Origin of the sequence: Dethiobacter alkaliphilus AHT 1 (assembly GCF_000174415.1) — a bacterium.
In the GTDB taxonomy this organism is placed as follows: Bacteria; Bacillota; Dethiobacteria; order Dethiobacterales; family Dethiobacteraceae; genus Dethiobacter; species Dethiobacter alkaliphilus.
Genome location: NZ_ACJM01000015.1, coordinates 49,812 through 65,060, shown reverse-complemented (window position 1 = coordinate 65,060; position 15,249 = coordinate 49,812). Strand labels below are relative to the sequence as shown.

Here is a 15,249-nt window from a genome sequence, read left to right as displayed (position 1 = left end):
GTTTCCCCCCGGGCCGGGGGTAAAATATCAAACCAAATGCCCGCCCGGCGCCACCAGGAGACCCTGGACCCCCTGGCACCATCACACCCATTTTCCCACCCCGTTCATATACCGCCCCATCCCACCCAGCCTTTCCCAGGCAAATTCCATCAAATGGGGATATTCATTCATCGGGGGCGTAAAGTGAAAACAAAGCCCTCCCTGCCCAGGGGTGCAAAAGGGAAGGCCATCTTGGTTACCCATGGGCGGACACGGTTGGCCACCCACCACAATATTATCGCCCACGGGCCAAGACGTTTCATGGCAGCTATTTCTTTGCGCCGCCGCATCACCGCTCTCCGAAAAAAGATTGCTGTAATAAAGCAGTTCTTTGCCGGGAAAAAGGTAAACATCCTCATCTTTAAAAACCGAGAGCATATCTTCATATATTCTGCCGGCATGGGTTTGATCCGGGGTTACAATTAATACCGGCCTGTCTGTATGGAGCCTCAGTGCCGCCATCAGCATGGTGCGGGCGCTTTCATCGAGTCCGTAGACAAGCTGGTAGCGGCTTTTAACCTTTAATCCCTCCAGCAGGGGTTGCAGTGAGGGCAAGGCCAGCAGCTCTGCAGCAACTTCTCTAAGCATGAAAAATACCTCCGTTTACGTTCAGACAACAAGAAAGACGCGCTACTCGACTTCCTTAGCGCGTGCCTTGCAGTGCTGGTTACCGCTGCAGCTTTGCTAGCTGCAAAGCGTTATAGTTCCTACCAGCACCAGAAAGGCGCGCCCATTCGATTTCCTCAGCGCGTGCCTTTCAGTGCTGGTTACCACTGCAGCTTTGCTAATTGCAAAGCGTTATAGTTCCTACCAGCACAAAAAGCAGGCCTTGTTTTGTAAGCAAGGCCTTGGCGTTCTCTAACCGGTTATCAGTGAAGCTCCGGTCTTTGTAAATAAACAATGCCACTTTCATCCTCCGGGTCTAGTGTTTCCAGGCAGTCTTCACACAATAGGTGAAGGACCAAGTTTCCTTCCCGGTCAATCTCTATTATATCGTCTCCTGCCTGTGCCGTCAACGCAGCCACTCGCGGGTTATCTGCACTGGCGGCAACCCTCGCCAGCCGAACGCCGCATTCTCTGCAAACCCAGGTAATAAGCATCGGGACTCACCTCTTCACCGAACGGAAGAGCATAACTGCATTCCAGACTGCATGGCCCAAAAAGGCAGCCACAATGCCTGCACCCAGATTGCCTGTACTCCGGGCAACCGCCACCGTCAGTAAACCAAAAATGCTGTGTGCCAAAAGCGCCGAAACTGCTGCGGGCAGTCCCCGCCTGCGGCCGCGCCAGTCCAGGATGGCTTCGGTGAGGCCAAACACCACATGGGTATAAAGGATACTGGCCCCAAGCATTTGGGCGGCCATTGTTTTTGCCACTTCCTCCAACAGGGGCACCGGGCCCAACAACACCACATCGCGCCAAACGCGATAAACAAAACGGTTGGCGGCAAATGCGGCGGCGGAGGCTAGCAGGCCTGCTACAATCCAGTTCATCATAAACTCCCGTTCATTTATAACGGATAGTATGAAGCAGAATGAGCCCACTTATACCTTTTAAGGAAGAACAGGATAGGAACCCAGAAGCTTTAGCACTACCGCTTCCTTTGCTGCCTGCCGCAGCGCCTTTTTAACATTTATATCATCAGGGGTTCCATCCAAATCAACGAAGAAAATATAGTCCCCCAACTGTTTTCTGGCAGGCCGCGATTCAATCCTGGTTAAATTAACGCCATGGTCGGCAAAGGCCTGCAGCACCCTAAACAGGCTGCCCGCAGCATTTGTCACAGAAAAAACCAGGGAAGCTTTTTGCGGCAAAGCAGGTACCGGGGTTTCTTTTCCCAACACAATGAAACGGGTCCGGTTCTCGCTGTCCTGAATATTTTCTGCCAAAATATGCAGCCCATAACGCTTGGCAGCCCGTTTGCTGGCTATGGCCGCTCCGCTTTGTTCACGAGCCACCTGCGCCGCCGCCTCTGCAGTGCTCAGCGCCGGAACCAGCCGGGCCTGGGGCAGCCTTTGCCGCAAAAAGTCGCGGCACTGGGCCAGCGCCTGGGGGTGGGAGTAGACCTGGCTTATTTGCCCCATTTCTTTGTGGGGACAGAGTAAATTATGCTCAATATCCAAAACCAGCTCAGCCTGGATGGAGAGCTCCAGGCTAGTCATCAGCACATCAAGGGTGGCGTGCACCGAGCCTTCCAAAGAATTTTCCAAGGGAACCACCGCATATTTTACCGCATCATCCTCTGCTCTGCCGGCACAATCGGCCACCGTTGCACACGGTTCCAATTCTGCCTCCAGAGATGCTTTGTTGGCAAAACACTCCGCCGCTTCCTCTGAAAATGTCCCCGCCGGTCCCAGATAGGCAATTTTTATACTCATGTATTATCACTCCCATGCCCATAATGTTATTATTTCTTGCTAAAATACAAAAAACCCGTCCCTGAAAAGGGACGGGGTCTATTCCGTGGTACCACCCAATTTGACGCCCAAAAGCGTCCACTTCTACAGGTGCGGGAGTAATAACTCCGATACCTGCCCCTTTAGATAACGGGCGGGATCCCCGGCTCGGCCTACTGAGATTTTCAGCCTGCGGCTCCGGAGGGAACTTCAGACAAACCGTATCCGGGGCCGCTCTCAGTCGGTGGCGTCCCCTTCCTGTAAGATCGTGTATGCCTTACTTTTCTCCTTCAACGCCATTCACTTTTGTATACTGGTAGGAAATTAACGCTTCGCAGTTAGCGAAGCGGCAAAGGTAACCAGTATTGAAAAGCACGCCGTTAAAGGAACTGAATAAGCGTGCCTTTCTTATTAAAGCTTAATCTAGCATACTTTCCCCTTCTTGTAAAGGGTTATTTTTTATCGTAACGTTACAGCGGTTCATGGCGGCATTGATGCCTTCTTTCACAAAGAGGGTGGCGGCACGAATAGCCATATCCAGCACATCCTCCAGCATTGCTTCCTCTTGCGGGGAAAACTCCTGCAGTACATAATCCACCACGGCAATTTCCTCAGAACGTCCGATACCGATGCGCATCCGGGGAAAATCCTTGGTTTGCAGGTGATAGGTGATGGACTTGAGGCCGTTATGGCCGCCTGTGCCGCCCTGAGGGCGCAGGCGCAAAGTTCCCGGAGGCAAATCAAGGTCATCGTAAACCACCAACAGATCCTGAGGAGAAGCGCCAAAAGCTTTACACAAAGCGGCGGCGGCCAACCCACTGTTATTCATATAAGTCATGGGCTTGGCCAGAACCACTTCCTGTCCGCCCAGCGACCCTTTGCCCCAAAAAGCGTGCTGACCCATTTTATAAAGCGGGATCTTCGCAGCGGTGCTGATACGATCCACCGTGCGAAATCCCGCGTTATGGCGTGTAGTCAAATACTTTGGACCCGGATTGCCAAGACCGAGTATAATCTTCATTGTTTACTCAGCAGCTTCCTGGTCTGCGCCATCAGGAGCAGCTTCGGTAGCTTCAGCGCCCTCTTCACCCTCTTCTGCTGCCTCTTCAGCCATTCTGGGAGCGGCAACGGAAACAACAGCCTCGTCTGCTTCGTTGAGCAATTCGGCGCTGGCAGGTACGGTCAGGTCACCTACCGTCAGAGTTTCGCCAACGGACAGATTGCTGATATCCAACTCAATGCTCTCAGGGATTTCAGTGGGCAGGCACTTCAGAGAAACTTCACGCAGCAATGGTTGCAGCGTACCGCCTTCTTTTACGCCGACGGCATCCCCTGTGAAGATAACGGGCACCTGAACTTCCAGCTTGTCCTTAAGTGAAATACGCAGAAAGTCCACGTGGGTAAAGCGATCCTGGATAAAGATGTCCTCCACCAGTTCCTTAATAATAACCGTTTCTTTGTTCCCCTCCACTGCCAAATCCACCAGTGAGTTGGTGCCGGCGGCAGACTGCAAAATAGAAATAATATCTTTGCTGTCCACAGCAATGGCTACGGCATCATCTTTCTGACCGTAGACAATCCCGGGAACCATACCGGAGTTGCGCAGCTCTTTGAGCTGGCTTTTGGTGACTTTTTCCCTGGGAACTGCCTGGACTTGTACACGTTCCATGGTGTGTATCCTCCTTCTCCTTTTTTCCTTGGTATTATACCCCACACTTACCGTTTGAGTCAAATTCTGCAATGTTTAATCAAACAGTTTGGAAACGGAAAGCTCTTCATGAATGCGAATAATGGCATCTCCGATTAACGGCGCCACCGATAGCACCTGCAGCTTGTCCAGCTTCTTGTCTGCCACCGGAATGGTATTGGTAACCACAATTTCTTTAATGGGCGCAGCATCAAGCCGCTCCAGAGCCGGACCGGAAAGAATGGGATGAGTACAGCAGGCGTACACTTCTTTGGCTCCCTGTTCCAGAAGGGCGCTGGCCCCCAGTGAAATGGTACCCGCCGTATCGATAATATCATCAATCATCAGGGCAGTCTTACCTTTTACCTTACCGATAATGTTCATTACTTCCGCCACATTGGGCTCAGGGCGGCGCTTATCAATGATGGCGATGGGCAACTGCAGCCGTTCCGCCAACTCTCGGGCCCGTGTCACCCCACCCATGTCAGGGGAAACAACCACAGCATTTTCAAATTCCTTCTCCTGAAAATACTTGGCCAAAATAGGAAGGCTCTTTAAGTGGTCCACCGGGATGTTAAAAAAGCCCTGAATCTGCCCGGCATGCAAATCCATAGTAATTACCCGGTCTGCACCTGCTGTGGTAATCAAATCCGCCACCAGCTTGGCTGTAATGGGATCCCGGGCGCGGGTTTTTCTGTCCTGCCGCGCATAGCCGTAATACGGCAGCACCGAATTAACACTTTTGGCAGACGCCCTTTTCAGCGCGTCCATCATAATTAATAGTTCCATTAAATTTTCATTGGCCGGACACGATGTGGGCTGGACGATAAAGACATCGGCACCGCGGACACTTTCACCCAGATAAATACTAAGTTCTCCGTCACTGAAACGCTTCACTTCCGCTTGTCCCATGGGTACGCCCACGTGCTCCGCAATTGCTTCCGTCAGCTGCATATTTGCCGTACCGCTGAATATTTGCAGTTTACGCCCTCGATACACTTTTAGAAACCCTCCCGCCTCTTTGCTTATAAGAAAGCTGGCTTTACACCTTACATTTTCACAAAAATATTTTTCTACCGGTCTAAAAAATTAATCTTCGCCCTATCAAGTCGGTTCTCCTGCCTGAGTCGTCAGGATTCGTCTTTTTTCTCCGAACGGATAAAGCGTCCGGCCAGACCTTCCTTATTGACCTGTTTAGGCCGGGCCAAAGACAGGGACCCGTCGGGAACATCTTTGGTTATAGTGGATCCGGCGGCCACAAACGCTCCTTTGCCGATGGATACCGGTGCCACCAAATTACTGTTGCAGCCGATAAAGGCCCGCGGGCCAATCTCTGTAACGTGTTTGTTTTTTCCATCATAGTTAACCACAATGGTACCGGCACCAAGATTTACACCCTGGCCAACCCGGGCATCGCCCACATACGAAAGATGGGGCACTTTGCTTTGGGAACCGATATCCGACTTTTTAATTTCCACAAAATCTCCCACTTTTACGCCGGAACGCAGCACCGTTTCCGGCCGCAGGTGGGCAAAGGGACCCACCGTCACATTGTCCTCCAGCACAGACCGGTTAAGGACGGAATGCCTGACGGTGACACAACTGCCAATCTGACATTCTGTAATTTCCGTGCCGGGACCGATGACACACCGGGCGCCGATTTCTGTGGCCCCTTTCAGATATGTATTGGGCAAAAGCTCCGTATCTTCGCCCACACGGACATCCACATCCACATACGTGGTGGCCGGGTCATGAATGGTGACCCCACCGGCCATCAGTTCACCGTTAATTCTCTCCCGCAGCAGCTTTGCCGCCTCTGCCAGCTGGGAGCGGTCATTTACGCCAAGAGCCATTCGATAATCTTCAAGACAATATGACCCCACTTTCAGGCCTCTACTTATTAACAAAGCAATGCAGTCTGTCAGGTAGTATTCGCCCTGTGCATTGTCATTATCCAAATCTCCCAGGGAATCAAGCAGAGCCTCGGCCTGGAATAGATAAGTACCGGTATTAATTTCACGCACAGTGCGCTCCCCTTCTGTGGCGTCCTTTTCCTCCACAATCTTAACCACATCGCCTGCTTCGGTGCGGATTATCCGGCCATAACCGTAAGCATCGGGGACCACCGCGGTAAGCACCGTGGCCGCCACACCGGACTGTTTGTGTGCCAGAAGCATCTTTTCCATAACCTCCGCCGACAATAGCGGGGTATCGCCACAGAGAATAAAAACATCGCCTGCCCGGGGTATTTGCTGCTCTGCCTGCATCACCGCATGACCGGTGCCTAGCTGCTGATGTTGATAAGCATACTGTACCTTATCCCCGAAGGCTTCCTTTACTTGCTGGGCCCCATGCCCCACCACCACAATCTTTTGTTGACTTGCTTTTTCCACCGCTGCCAGCACATGGCCTAAAAGCGACCGGCCGCAAATCCGGTGCAAAACCTTCGGTGTCTGCGACTTCATCCTCTTTCCTTCACCCGCCGCCAAAACCACCGTCGTAACTTTCTCCATGTTGAACCTCCCGCTTAATTAAACATATTGTAACCAGCTACTGTAATCATACTGTATTTTTTGCTAAAAGACAAAAAAAAGGAGCTATCGCTCCGCGATTAAGCTCCCACTAACTCTTTTTCTAATTCATTGCTGTAAGCAAACAGTACTGCGGATTGGATAATCTCCCGCGTCTCAGAAGTAATCGGGTGGGCAATATCCTTGAACTCGCCGTCGGGTGTCCTTTTGCTGGGCATTGCGACGAAAAGCCCGTTATTGCCTTCGATTACGCGGACGTCATGAACAACAAACTGATTCTCCAGAGTAATAGATACGATTGCTTTCATCTTACCTTCATTATTCATCTTACGAATTCTGACGTCGGTAACCCTCATGATACTCACCGCCTTTCTGCCACACATCTGCCAAAAGCCTGACAAAAAACCGACACACTTTTGATACTTGTGATGTTCTACACAAAGGAATGAATTCCTTCTTTTAACTGGGAATTTTTTAACAAAGTCCATAATTATTTTAATTTATAGCATTCTCTGTGCCAATTCAAGGTCTGCAGGCTTGTCGACATCGGTGCCTATTTCCGCAAACCTGGAAATTACCGCTTTCCCCTGCAGCCCAAAAAGCGCGGAAAAACGCTTTTCCAGTTCCGCTATGGTTAGTTTTTTCAATAACAGCTTGAGCACAAAACCGGGGCCAAGGGTGCCGGCCAGCTTAAGGGGGCTCTTGCGCAGCGCGAGGAATCGTTCCATTCTCGGCAGCGCCACGGCAATGCCGGCTGGATTGACCAAAAACAGGTTGCCGCCGGTAAAAACACCGTCGCGCAGCGTAACATATGTCCTTGTCACTCCAGGAAAGCGGCCCTCATTATCATCTCTATGCACAATGGGATAATAAAAGTCCTGATTATATGGCCTGCATTGGGCAAGGAAATCGGTGACGGCCTCCACAGACACAAACGGGATGTCTGCAGAAACAATCAAAAAATGCTGCCGGGGCTGCAGCGCTTCAAAACCCTTGCGGATATTTTCCGGAATACTGCCCGCTTCCCCCACAGCCAGGATTTCGTACTCTTCTATAAAAGGGGTTAAATCCGCCACAGGGCCAACAACGGCAATCCGCCCGATTTCCGGCGTCTCCTTCAGGGCTTCCAGCACATATCCCAGCATGGGCTTATTATTAATAGAAATAAATGCTTTATTATTCACACCCGCCTGGGCAGTAAGTTCTGTATCCTTACCGGTTCCCGCCAACACCACAACGTCAAACATTTTCTCCACCTCCTAAGCTTGCCGACACTGTCTCGGTCAACCATGCCGATATACCCTCAGCTTTTAACTGTTCACACAGTTTTGCCGCATCCTCTTTTGTATCAAACAGCGCAAAAACAGTGGGCCCACTGCCGCACATCAGGGACGGAGCTGTTTTTTGCATTCTCTCTTTCAGGCGACGAACCTTAGGATACAGCGAAAAGGTAGAACGCTCCAAAGCATTTTCCAGCCCACACTTTACCTCTTCCCGCGCTCCCGCCTCCAAAGCAGCAACCAGGCCTCCGGCACCGGTTCTATTAGGCCCGTCAGGCACAAAGGCCTGATAGACTTTAGCGGTGGAAACGGCAAAACCGGGGTTGGCCAGGACCACATAAAAATGGGGGCAAGCAGGCAGCGGCTGCAAAATCTCGCCCCTCCCGCTTCCCAGTGCCGTACCGCCCTGCAGGCAAAAAGCCACATCTGAGCCCAGCTGCGCCGCCAGAGCATACAGTACCTCCGACTCCCATGGAAGGTGCCAGAAGCGGACCAGCCCCCGCAGCGCTGCGGCGGCATCGCTGCTGCCGCCTCCCAGGCCGGCAGCCACCGGTATACGTTTGTGCAGATGAATATGTACACCACCGGATACACCATAATGGCTCTGAAGCAAGTGCGCCGCCTGCCAGATAAGATTATCTTTGTTTAGCGGCAGGGCAGGGGCATTGCTGGATAACCCTATACCCTCAGACCTGCTTTCAAAGGTTAGCGTGTCTGACAGGTCCAGACTCTGAAAGACGGTGCTGATTTCATGGTAACCATCGTCCCGTTTTCCCAGGACATCCAAAACAAGATTAATTTTTGCATTCGCTTTTTCAGATTTCAACATATCATTCCCTACATTGGCATTTTTCTCGCTTTACTTTATGTATTCGCCCGGGAACCGGTGATTCCTGCCGGGGGAGGATGAATAGCAGACCTGTTTTCTTCTCCGGCAACACAGGCCTCCTGCACCGGCTGCTTCACGCTGCCCCGCTCCATGATTTCTGCCAGGACTGCAGCCAGGTCCTCATAAAAAATGACCACCAAATCACCGGGACGGCTTAAAGCCAAAGCTTTCTTTACCGCCCGGCGTTCATTCGGTTCCACTTTCAGGGCAGCTCTGTCCCTACCGGCATTTAAAGCCCCGCGCATTAAAAGCCCGGCCACTTCGCGGGGGCGCCTCCCCCGCAAATCATGATCCTCCTTTATAACTAACAGGTCAAAAAAGCCGGCCGCTGCCTGGCCTGCCTGCATAACCAGTTCATCACTGCGGTCTCCCGGCACCCCTACCACGCCAATAAGGCGCTCTGCCCCCAGCTTTTTGGCCAGCAGCCCGGTTTTTTCTATCCCGTCGGCGTTATGGCCGTAATCCACTAAAACACGGATATCCCCCACCTGGTACAAATTGCACCGCCCCGGATTATCCCCGGGTTGTGCCGCAAAAGTACGTAGATATGCTGCTGCCTGGCGGGGAGAAAGGCCAAACCCCCAGCAGGCAGCAAGGGCGCCAAGCAAATTTTCCACCTGATGCAGGGCTCGACCTCCATGGGTAACAACAAAACTGCGCACACGCCCCACCGGTACTACGCCACTGCCGTGGGCAGCCAGCACCAGTCCTCTCCGGACAAAAACGGCACGCCCGCCTTTACCCAAATGGTGCCGCACCACAATATTGTCACTTTGCATGCTGACATAAATCACTTCGGCCCAGACCCTGGCGGCCAGTTCATTAACATGGGGTTCATCGGCATTTAGCACAACACAGCCGGCGGGATAAACAGCTTCCGCCACCAGGCTTTTTACATGGGCCAGGTCATCCAGGGTTTCTATGCCGTCCTGGCCCAGATGGTCGGCTCGTATATTGGTAATCACCGCCACATCAGCCCGGTCATATCCCAACCCGCGGCGAATCAGCCCCCCGCGTGCCGTTTCCAGCACCGCCACCTCAATATCAGGATGGGCCAAAACGGTCCTGGCGCTGAGCGGCCCGGTTAAGTCTCCCTTCTTAACCTGTTGGCCGTTAAAATATATGCCGTCGGTGCAGCAAATTCCGGTATACAGGCCGTGGCGCCGCATGACAAACTCCAACATCCTTGCAGTGGTGGTTTTGCCGTTTGTGCCGGTAACACTAAAAACCGGGACCCGAACCGGACTTCCCGGGGGAAAGAGCATGTCTACAATGGCTTTGCCCACATCCCTGCTTTTTCCCCGGGAGGGATGCAGGTGCATACGCAGTCCCGGCGCCGCATTTACTTCAATAATACCCCCGGACTGCGACTCCGGGGAACTGGTAATATCCTCCATCACCACATCTACGCCGGCAATATCCAGACCCACTGCCTGCACCGCCGAAACAGCCAATGCTTCCTGCAGAGGATGGACTTCATCGGTCACATCAACGGCTGTGCCTCCGGTGGACAGATTGGCATTTTCCCTCAGCAGGATCTGTAAGCCCGCCGCCGGCACATCTTGGGGAGAAAAGCCCTGTTTCTCCAAAACACGCAGTGCAATCTGATCCAACACAATTTTAGTAAGCGGCTTTTCATGACCTTCACCGCGCAGGGGATCCTTGTTGGCTTGCGCTATTAACTGGTGTATGGTACTTAAGCCGTCTCCTGTGACGTGGGCAGGAATTCTTTCTGCAGCAGCCAACATGCTGCCGTTAACCACCAACAGCCGATAATGCCGGCCCTTAAGGTAGGATTCCACCATAACGGCTTTTGAGCAGACAGCTGCAGCCTGAAAAGCATTGGCCACCTCTTCTGCTGTCAGTAAATTCATGGAGACACCTTTGCCCTGATTGCCGTTATCCGGCTTAATCACCACCGGATAACCAATCCGCTCAGCTGCAGCCTGTGCATCCGCCAAAGTATAGACAACTTCACTTGCGGGGACAGGTAGCCCTTCATTTCTCAGCAAATCATTAGTCAATGGTTTGCTGCCGGCAATGTCCACAGCTACACAGCTGGTATGTTCGGTAATACTGGCCATGATTCTTTTTTGGTACTTACCGGTCCCCAGACGATAAAGACTGTTCTCTTCGGCCAAAGGCTGAATGGGGATGTGCCGCTTTTTTGCCGCAGCCAGAATTGCTGCGGTGCTGGGCCCGGGCATGTGCCGGTCCACCGCTTTTTTTGCCTCCGCCAGCCAATGGCCAACATCAGCAGAGGAGCCTTCCAACGCGGCCAAAACAGCGGCAACGGCGGCCTTGGCCAGCAACTCTGCCGCCGGGCGGCAGCGGTATTCACAAATAACTTCAGTCAGCCCATCCGGGGTGTTAATGGTCTTACCGTACTTTGTACCTACACCGGCCATGTTTTGCAGCTCGAGAAAAACATGCTCCACCACATGGCCAAGATAGGTTCCCTCTGCCATTCGTTCCAAAAATCCGCCGGGCACTCCCCGGGAACAATGGTGATCTGCCAAACCTGGAAGCATGTCCCGCAGGCGGCGGGCAAACTCAGGGTCGTTATCGGTACGAAACAGGCGTCGCTCCGTCAAATCCAGTATCATTTTCATCACCGGGCGGTGACTGTAAATATTTCTTCCGCAAAAAAATGATAATTCCCTGATTCTCACAGCTTAAGTATCCTCCTTCAAAGGATGTATCCTTATCTGCCGGCCGGTTATCTTAAAAGCATAGTTTCTGGAAAGAATATGCAATCTTACATTGGTTAAAACCAGCGGTTCTTCGGCAGTGGATTCCGATACGTTGGAACAGGCCACTTCCCGACCGTCAATGAGAGTGACAGACCCGGAACCCACAACTTCATACTCCCCCACAGGCTTATATATTATGGCGGTGTCCTCATCCAATCCGATGCCCAAAATAACGGGGTTATGCGCAACTGCAGCCAGGAGGCGGCCGATTCTGCCCCGCTGGGCAAAGTGCTGATCAATCACCGCTCCCTTTAAGAGCCCCAGACCGGGTGCCATACGGATGATTTCTTTTTTGGGTGTGGCATCATTTGCCCCTCCCACCAGCATGGTCTCACTCATTACAGAAGCACCGGCACTGGTTCCGGCAATGACCACTCCGTCCCGGTGGGCTTTAAACAGCGCTTCACCCAACAGGCTGCCACCCAGTATCCCGGTGATGCGCAGTTGATCTCCCCCGGTAAAGAAAATACCGGTACACTCCGCAAATATACGGGCATATTCCGGTGAATTTGCTTTTTGCCGGGACTGTACGGCAAGAACCCTTACCTCGGCTGCGCCCATAGCTGAAAAAATCTGCCGGTATTGCTCTCCGGCATCAGGATCGGTACTGGCCGTAGACAAAACCAGCAACCGGGCATCTCTGCCTTTGGCCAGTGAAAAAAAATGCTGCAAAATTTCACATTCCCCGTCCTTGTCTTCGGCACCGCCGATAATAACCAACTCACCTGCAGCTTGCTCCAAAAGTTATGCACCTCCGCAGAAAATTACGCAGATATTATAATTTCCCAAGCGCCAAATCCTATACAGATCAGGGGTCCTGGCACTTTGGGCAAAAAAAATAAACGCGCTGCTGCAGCGCGTCTTCTCGTACAAAAGGATTTATTTTTTCAGCCCAGGCAACTCCACATAAAATGTGGTCCCTTTGCCCGGCGTACTGTCGGCATGCAGCCGCCCACGGTGACCTTCTATAATACGGTAGGAAATGGTCAGGCCCAGGCCGGTTCCCTGTTCTTTGGTGGTAAAAAAGGGGTCAAACAATCGGGCTAACTGGGCTTCCTCAATGCCGCATCCGGTATCGGTAAAGCGCACAACTACGGTGCCGTTGGATACCGAAGTAGCAATGGTAAGCTCCCCGCCGGCGGGCATGGCCTGAATGGCATTGGTGGCCAGGTTTAAAAAGACCTGTTTAATCTGAGCCGGATCGGCCTCTACCAGCGGTAAACTTTTGGCATAGCGCTTATTTAGCTTTACATCTTCCAATAATGACTTGCTCTCAATAAGCATAAAAATTTCTTCCAGAATCACATGTAAATCACATTCACGCAAATTAGGTGCCGCCGGCTTAGTTAATAGTAAGAATTCCTTAATAATGGCATTGGCCCGGTCAATTTCCTCAATCATCAATTCACAATATTCGTAACCTTTGGTCCCTGACTTAAATTCTTTGGCCAGGATTTGCAAAAAACCGCGCATTGTGGTCATGGGATTGCGAATCTCATGGGCCGTTCCCGCCGCCAGTTCCGCCACCAGGGAAAACTTCTCCATCTGCAGCATCTCGGCTTCCAGGATTTTTTGCTCCGTAACATCCTGAAAAACACTGACCGCACCTGTAACTTCCCCATCTTCACCCAACAGGGGCGCTGTGTTAACGGAATAATAGCGGGTACCTTCAGGAAAAGGGACATTTAAAATATATTGGTTATGACGAGTATTTTCATGCAGTGTTCCAGAAAGCAGTCGCTGAAACTCCTGAGTTACGGCGGTATCCCAGTGATTTTCCGCATGCAAAAGATTCTGTGCCGTTTTGTTCATATAGGTTATTTTTCCGGAAACATTGACGGTCAGTACGCCCAGCTTCAGGTCGGAGAAAATCTCGTCCCTTAACTGATTATACTCAGTCTCCATTTCACGGTGGATTGTTTGCAGGTTTTCCAGGCTCTGGACATAATTTCTATAGACATTGCTGGTGGAAACGGCGTCTTCACTCATAGCCTGAATTTCATTTCTTGTCAGCATATATGCCCTGGGTTCATTGGGGAAAAACGTACCCTCCGCCTCCGCAGCGTCCTGGGTCTCCTTGATATAAACAGTGATTGTACAGTCACATGATTTATGAGCAACGGAGCGCTCCGGACTGACTTTGCTGTAGCTGAAATTTCTTGCTGCCATACCGCCCAGCACACCGGCAGAAACCTCGCAAAGAGCAGGAGTTTTTAAGACCATATGCCCAAAAGGGCACTTGCGGCAGGTAAAAATCACTTTCTCCCGATCCCATGAGGACACCTTATATTCTCCGCCCAAACTGCTGAAAAAATCTGTTACCAGCTGTGCATACTGCTCAACGGATAGTTCTTTTTGGTTTTCCTGCTCAGACCTGAACTGATCTTCAATTTGCATACCATACTTGATGCCAATCTTTTGCAGGCACTGCTTTGTTTGGGGACCGGTGAGAATCTCATTTAGCAGCACAAAGTCCCCGAAAAATTGCAGCAAAACATCTTCTTTGAGATCCATAACTTCATCCCCTGGTTATAGAATTTCTTTCAGGCGCAGGGATTCCGTGATGCCGGGAATACGGCCGCGCTTGGCAATGGGCTTACCGTCCAGTTCCTTAATATCCATGGTCATATCAATGGCCGGTGCACGGGAGATAAAACTTCCCACACCAAAGGCATCGGTTCCTGCCTCCATCAGTGCAGGCATGCGCTCTTCGTCTATCCCTCCCGACACAAACAGTTTAACATGGTTATAACCGGCCTGATCAAGCCGGGCCCGGATTTCCCGTACCAACCCCGGCCTCACTCCGCCCCGCTCACTGGGCGTATCCAGCCGGACACCGGTTAACTTATCCTGCAGAGCCTCGGCTACCCGCAGCGTTTCCTCCGCCTCGTCCTTAAAAGTATCCACCAGCACAATCCGGGGATCTTCTGTGGGCATAATGCGGTCATAAGCCAAAGCTACTTCAACGGTATCACCTACGATAAGCATCACCGCATGGGGCACAGTACCGGACGGCTTGCGGCCGGCCAGCTTTGCGCCAAGAATACAACTGCACCCGTCGGCGCCGCCAACAATGGCGGCACGCTCCATTACCGGCGCCACTGCAGGATGAACATGACGGGCGCCAAAACAAAATACAGCTCTGTCACCGGCAAGCTCCTTACAGCGCCGGGCTGCAGTTGCCCAACCGCTGGAACTGGCCAGCATACCAAGGATTCCCGTCTCATAAATGCCAAAATCGCTGTAGCGGCCTTTAATGCGCAAGACCACTTCTTTTTGTGCAAATTCTTCGCCTTCTTCCAAAGCCCATACCTTCACATCTTTGGTTTTTAAAAGCTGCACAGCTTCTTCAATTCCGCAAAGTACTCCGGGACGGCTGGCAAAAACCTCTGCGGTGACAACGGCGTCACTGCGGTTGGTAGCATTAAGAATCTCCAGGGTGCGGATAAAATAAATATCAGTGGTAGCCCCGGCCAACACCTCTTCATGGGTAGCTGAATTCAGCTTACGGCCCGAATTAACCTCCATATTCTGAACATCCTGTAAACTTCTAAGCTCTTTCATATGTACCCTCCATAACTAATCGGCATCTGTCACAACATATTCTGCCCAAATTCTACAAATCTAAATTTATGCTTAACTATTCCACATTCGGTTTAGAATTCCTTTATAAT

15 protein-coding genes and 1 other annotated feature are annotated in these 15,249 nt (G+C 51.7%); all 15 genes read right to left on the bottom strand.

Annotation, left to right across the window (positions count from 1 at the left end):
- Positions 1-81: 81 nt before the first annotated feature.
- A complete protein-coding gene (locus DEALDRAFT_RS12785) occupies positions 82-627 on the bottom strand; it encodes a DEAD/DEAH box helicase family protein (RefSeq protein ID WP_008518150.1) in 546 nt (181 codons plus the stop codon).
- A gap of 281 nt (positions 628-908) precedes the next feature.
- Positions 909-1,139 (bottom strand): anti-sigma-F factor Fin, encoded by a 231-nt coding sequence (locus tag DEALDRAFT_RS12780; RefSeq protein WP_008518146.1) that lies wholly within the window; start codon positions 1,137-1,139, stop codon positions 909-911.
- Between the two features lie 6 nt (positions 1,140-1,145).
- Complete coding sequence (locus DEALDRAFT_RS12775; RefSeq protein WP_040379079.1) at positions 1,146-1,535, bottom strand: hypothetical protein; 390 nt, start codon at positions 1,533-1,535, stop codon at positions 1,146-1,148.
- 57 nt (positions 1,536-1,592) lie between these two features.
- Positions 1,593-2,417, bottom strand: coding sequence for a prephenate dehydratase (gene pheA, locus DEALDRAFT_RS12770; protein WP_008518141.1), 825 nt, complete (start codon positions 2,415-2,417; stop codon positions 1,593-1,595).
- Between the two features lie 64 nt (positions 2,418-2,481).
- Positions 2,482-2,738: a binding site (T-box leader), on the bottom strand.
- 115 nt (positions 2,739-2,853) lie between these two features.
- Entirely contained in the window at positions 2,854-3,456 is a 603-nt protein-coding gene (pth, locus tag DEALDRAFT_RS12765) for an aminoacyl-tRNA hydrolase (RefSeq protein WP_008518139.1), read from the bottom strand.
- A 3-nt stretch (positions 3,457-3,459) separates the two neighbouring features.
- On the bottom strand, positions 3,460-4,104 hold the full coding sequence (locus DEALDRAFT_RS12760; RefSeq protein WP_008518137.1) for a 50S ribosomal protein L25/general stress protein Ctc: 645 nt from the start codon (positions 4,102-4,104) through the stop codon (positions 3,460-3,462).
- Between the two features lie 75 nt (positions 4,105-4,179).
- Positions 4,180-5,121, bottom strand: a complete 942-nt coding sequence (locus DEALDRAFT_RS12755; RefSeq protein WP_008518136.1) for a ribose-phosphate diphosphokinase — start codon at positions 5,119-5,121, stop codon at positions 4,180-4,182.
- A gap of 131 nt (positions 5,122-5,252) precedes the next feature.
- Positions 5,253-6,635: a bifunctional UDP-N-acetylglucosamine diphosphorylase/glucosamine-1-phosphate N-acetyltransferase GlmU gene (glmU, locus tag DEALDRAFT_RS12750; protein ID WP_008518133.1), complete on the bottom strand. Its 1,383-nt coding sequence runs from the start codon at positions 6,633-6,635 to the stop codon at positions 5,253-5,255.
- 98 nt (positions 6,636-6,733) lie between these two features.
- Positions 6,734-7,009, bottom strand: coding sequence for a septation regulator SpoVG (spoVG, locus tag DEALDRAFT_RS12745; RefSeq protein ID WP_008518131.1), 276 nt, complete (start codon positions 7,007-7,009; stop codon positions 6,734-6,736).
- Positions 7,010-7,153: 144 nt separating this feature from the next.
- Positions 7,154-7,900 (bottom strand): nucleotidyltransferase family protein, encoded by a 747-nt coding sequence (locus DEALDRAFT_RS12740; protein ID WP_008518129.1) that lies wholly within the window; start codon positions 7,898-7,900, stop codon positions 7,154-7,156.
- A complete protein-coding gene (gene ispE, locus DEALDRAFT_RS12735) occupies positions 7,893-8,762 on the bottom strand; it encodes a 4-(cytidine 5'-diphospho)-2-C-methyl-D-erythritol kinase (protein ID WP_008518126.1) in 870 nt (289 codons plus the stop codon). The genes DEALDRAFT_RS12740 and ispE overlap by 8 nt, the downstream gene beginning before the upstream one ends.
- A gap of 35 nt (positions 8,763-8,797) precedes the next feature.
- On the bottom strand, positions 8,798-11,494 hold the full coding sequence (gene cphA / locus DEALDRAFT_RS12730; protein ID WP_008518125.1) for a cyanophycin synthetase: 2,697 nt from the start codon (positions 11,492-11,494) through the stop codon (positions 8,798-8,800).
- A gap of 3 nt (positions 11,495-11,497) precedes the next feature.
- Entirely contained in the window at positions 11,498-12,316 is an 819-nt protein-coding gene (locus DEALDRAFT_RS12725) for a cyanophycinase (protein WP_008518123.1), read from the bottom strand.
- A 138-nt stretch (positions 12,317-12,454) separates the two neighbouring features.
- Entirely contained in the window at positions 12,455-14,089 is a 1,635-nt protein-coding gene (locus DEALDRAFT_RS16210) for a two-component system sensor histidine kinase NtrB (RefSeq protein WP_008518122.1), read from the bottom strand.
- 15 nt (positions 14,090-14,104) lie between these two features.
- Positions 14,105-15,139, bottom strand: a complete 1,035-nt coding sequence (locus tag DEALDRAFT_RS12715; RefSeq protein ID WP_008518121.1) for a nicotinate phosphoribosyltransferase — start codon at positions 15,137-15,139, stop codon at positions 14,105-14,107.
- Positions 15,140-15,249 lie beyond the last annotated feature (110 nt).

What these genes read in the sequence shown, in the direction of transcription:
- DEALDRAFT_RS12715 (WP_008518121.1), bottom strand. Translation starts at nt 15,139, where the DNA reads ATGAAAGAGCTTAGAAGTTTACAGGATGTTCAGAATATGGAGGTTAAT.
- pth (WP_008518139.1), bottom strand. Translation starts at nt 3,456, where the DNA reads ATGAAGATTATACTCGGTCTTGGCAATCCGGGTCCAAAGTATTTGACT.
- DEALDRAFT_RS12785 (WP_008518150.1), bottom strand. Translation starts at nt 627, where the DNA reads ATGCTTAGAGAAGTTGCTGCAGAGCTGCTGGCCTTGCCCTCACTGCAA.
- DEALDRAFT_RS12780 (WP_008518146.1), bottom strand. Translation starts at nt 1,139, where the DNA reads ATGCTTATTACCTGGGTTTGCAGAGAATGCGGCGTTCGGCTGGCGAGG.
- ispE (WP_008518126.1), bottom strand. Translation starts at nt 8,762, where the DNA reads ATGTTGAAATCTGAAAAAGCGAATGCAAAAATTAATCTTGTTTTGGAT.
- DEALDRAFT_RS12760 (WP_008518137.1), bottom strand. Translation starts at nt 4,104, where the DNA reads ATGGAACGTGTACAAGTCCAGGCAGTTCCCAGGGAAAAAGTCACCAAA.
- glmU (WP_008518133.1), bottom strand. Translation starts at nt 6,635, where the DNA reads ATGGAGAAAGTTACGACGGTGGTTTTGGCGGCGGGTGAAGGAAAGAGG.
- DEALDRAFT_RS16210 (WP_008518122.1), bottom strand. Translation starts at nt 14,089, where the DNA reads ATGGATCTCAAAGAAGATGTTTTGCTGCAATTTTTCGGGGACTTTGTG.
- DEALDRAFT_RS12740 (WP_008518129.1), bottom strand. Translation starts at nt 7,900, where the DNA reads ATGTTTGACGTTGTGGTGTTGGCGGGAACCGGTAAGGATACAGAACTT.
- spoVG (WP_008518131.1), bottom strand. Translation starts at nt 7,009, where the DNA reads ATGAGGGTTACCGACGTCAGAATTCGTAAGATGAATAATGAAGGTAAG.
- DEALDRAFT_RS12775 (WP_040379079.1), bottom strand. Translation starts at nt 1,535, where the DNA reads ATGATGAACTGGATTGTAGCAGGCCTGCTAGCCTCCGCCGCCGCATTT.
- pheA (WP_008518141.1), bottom strand. Translation starts at nt 2,417, where the DNA reads ATGAGTATAAAAATTGCCTATCTGGGACCGGCGGGGACATTTTCAGAG.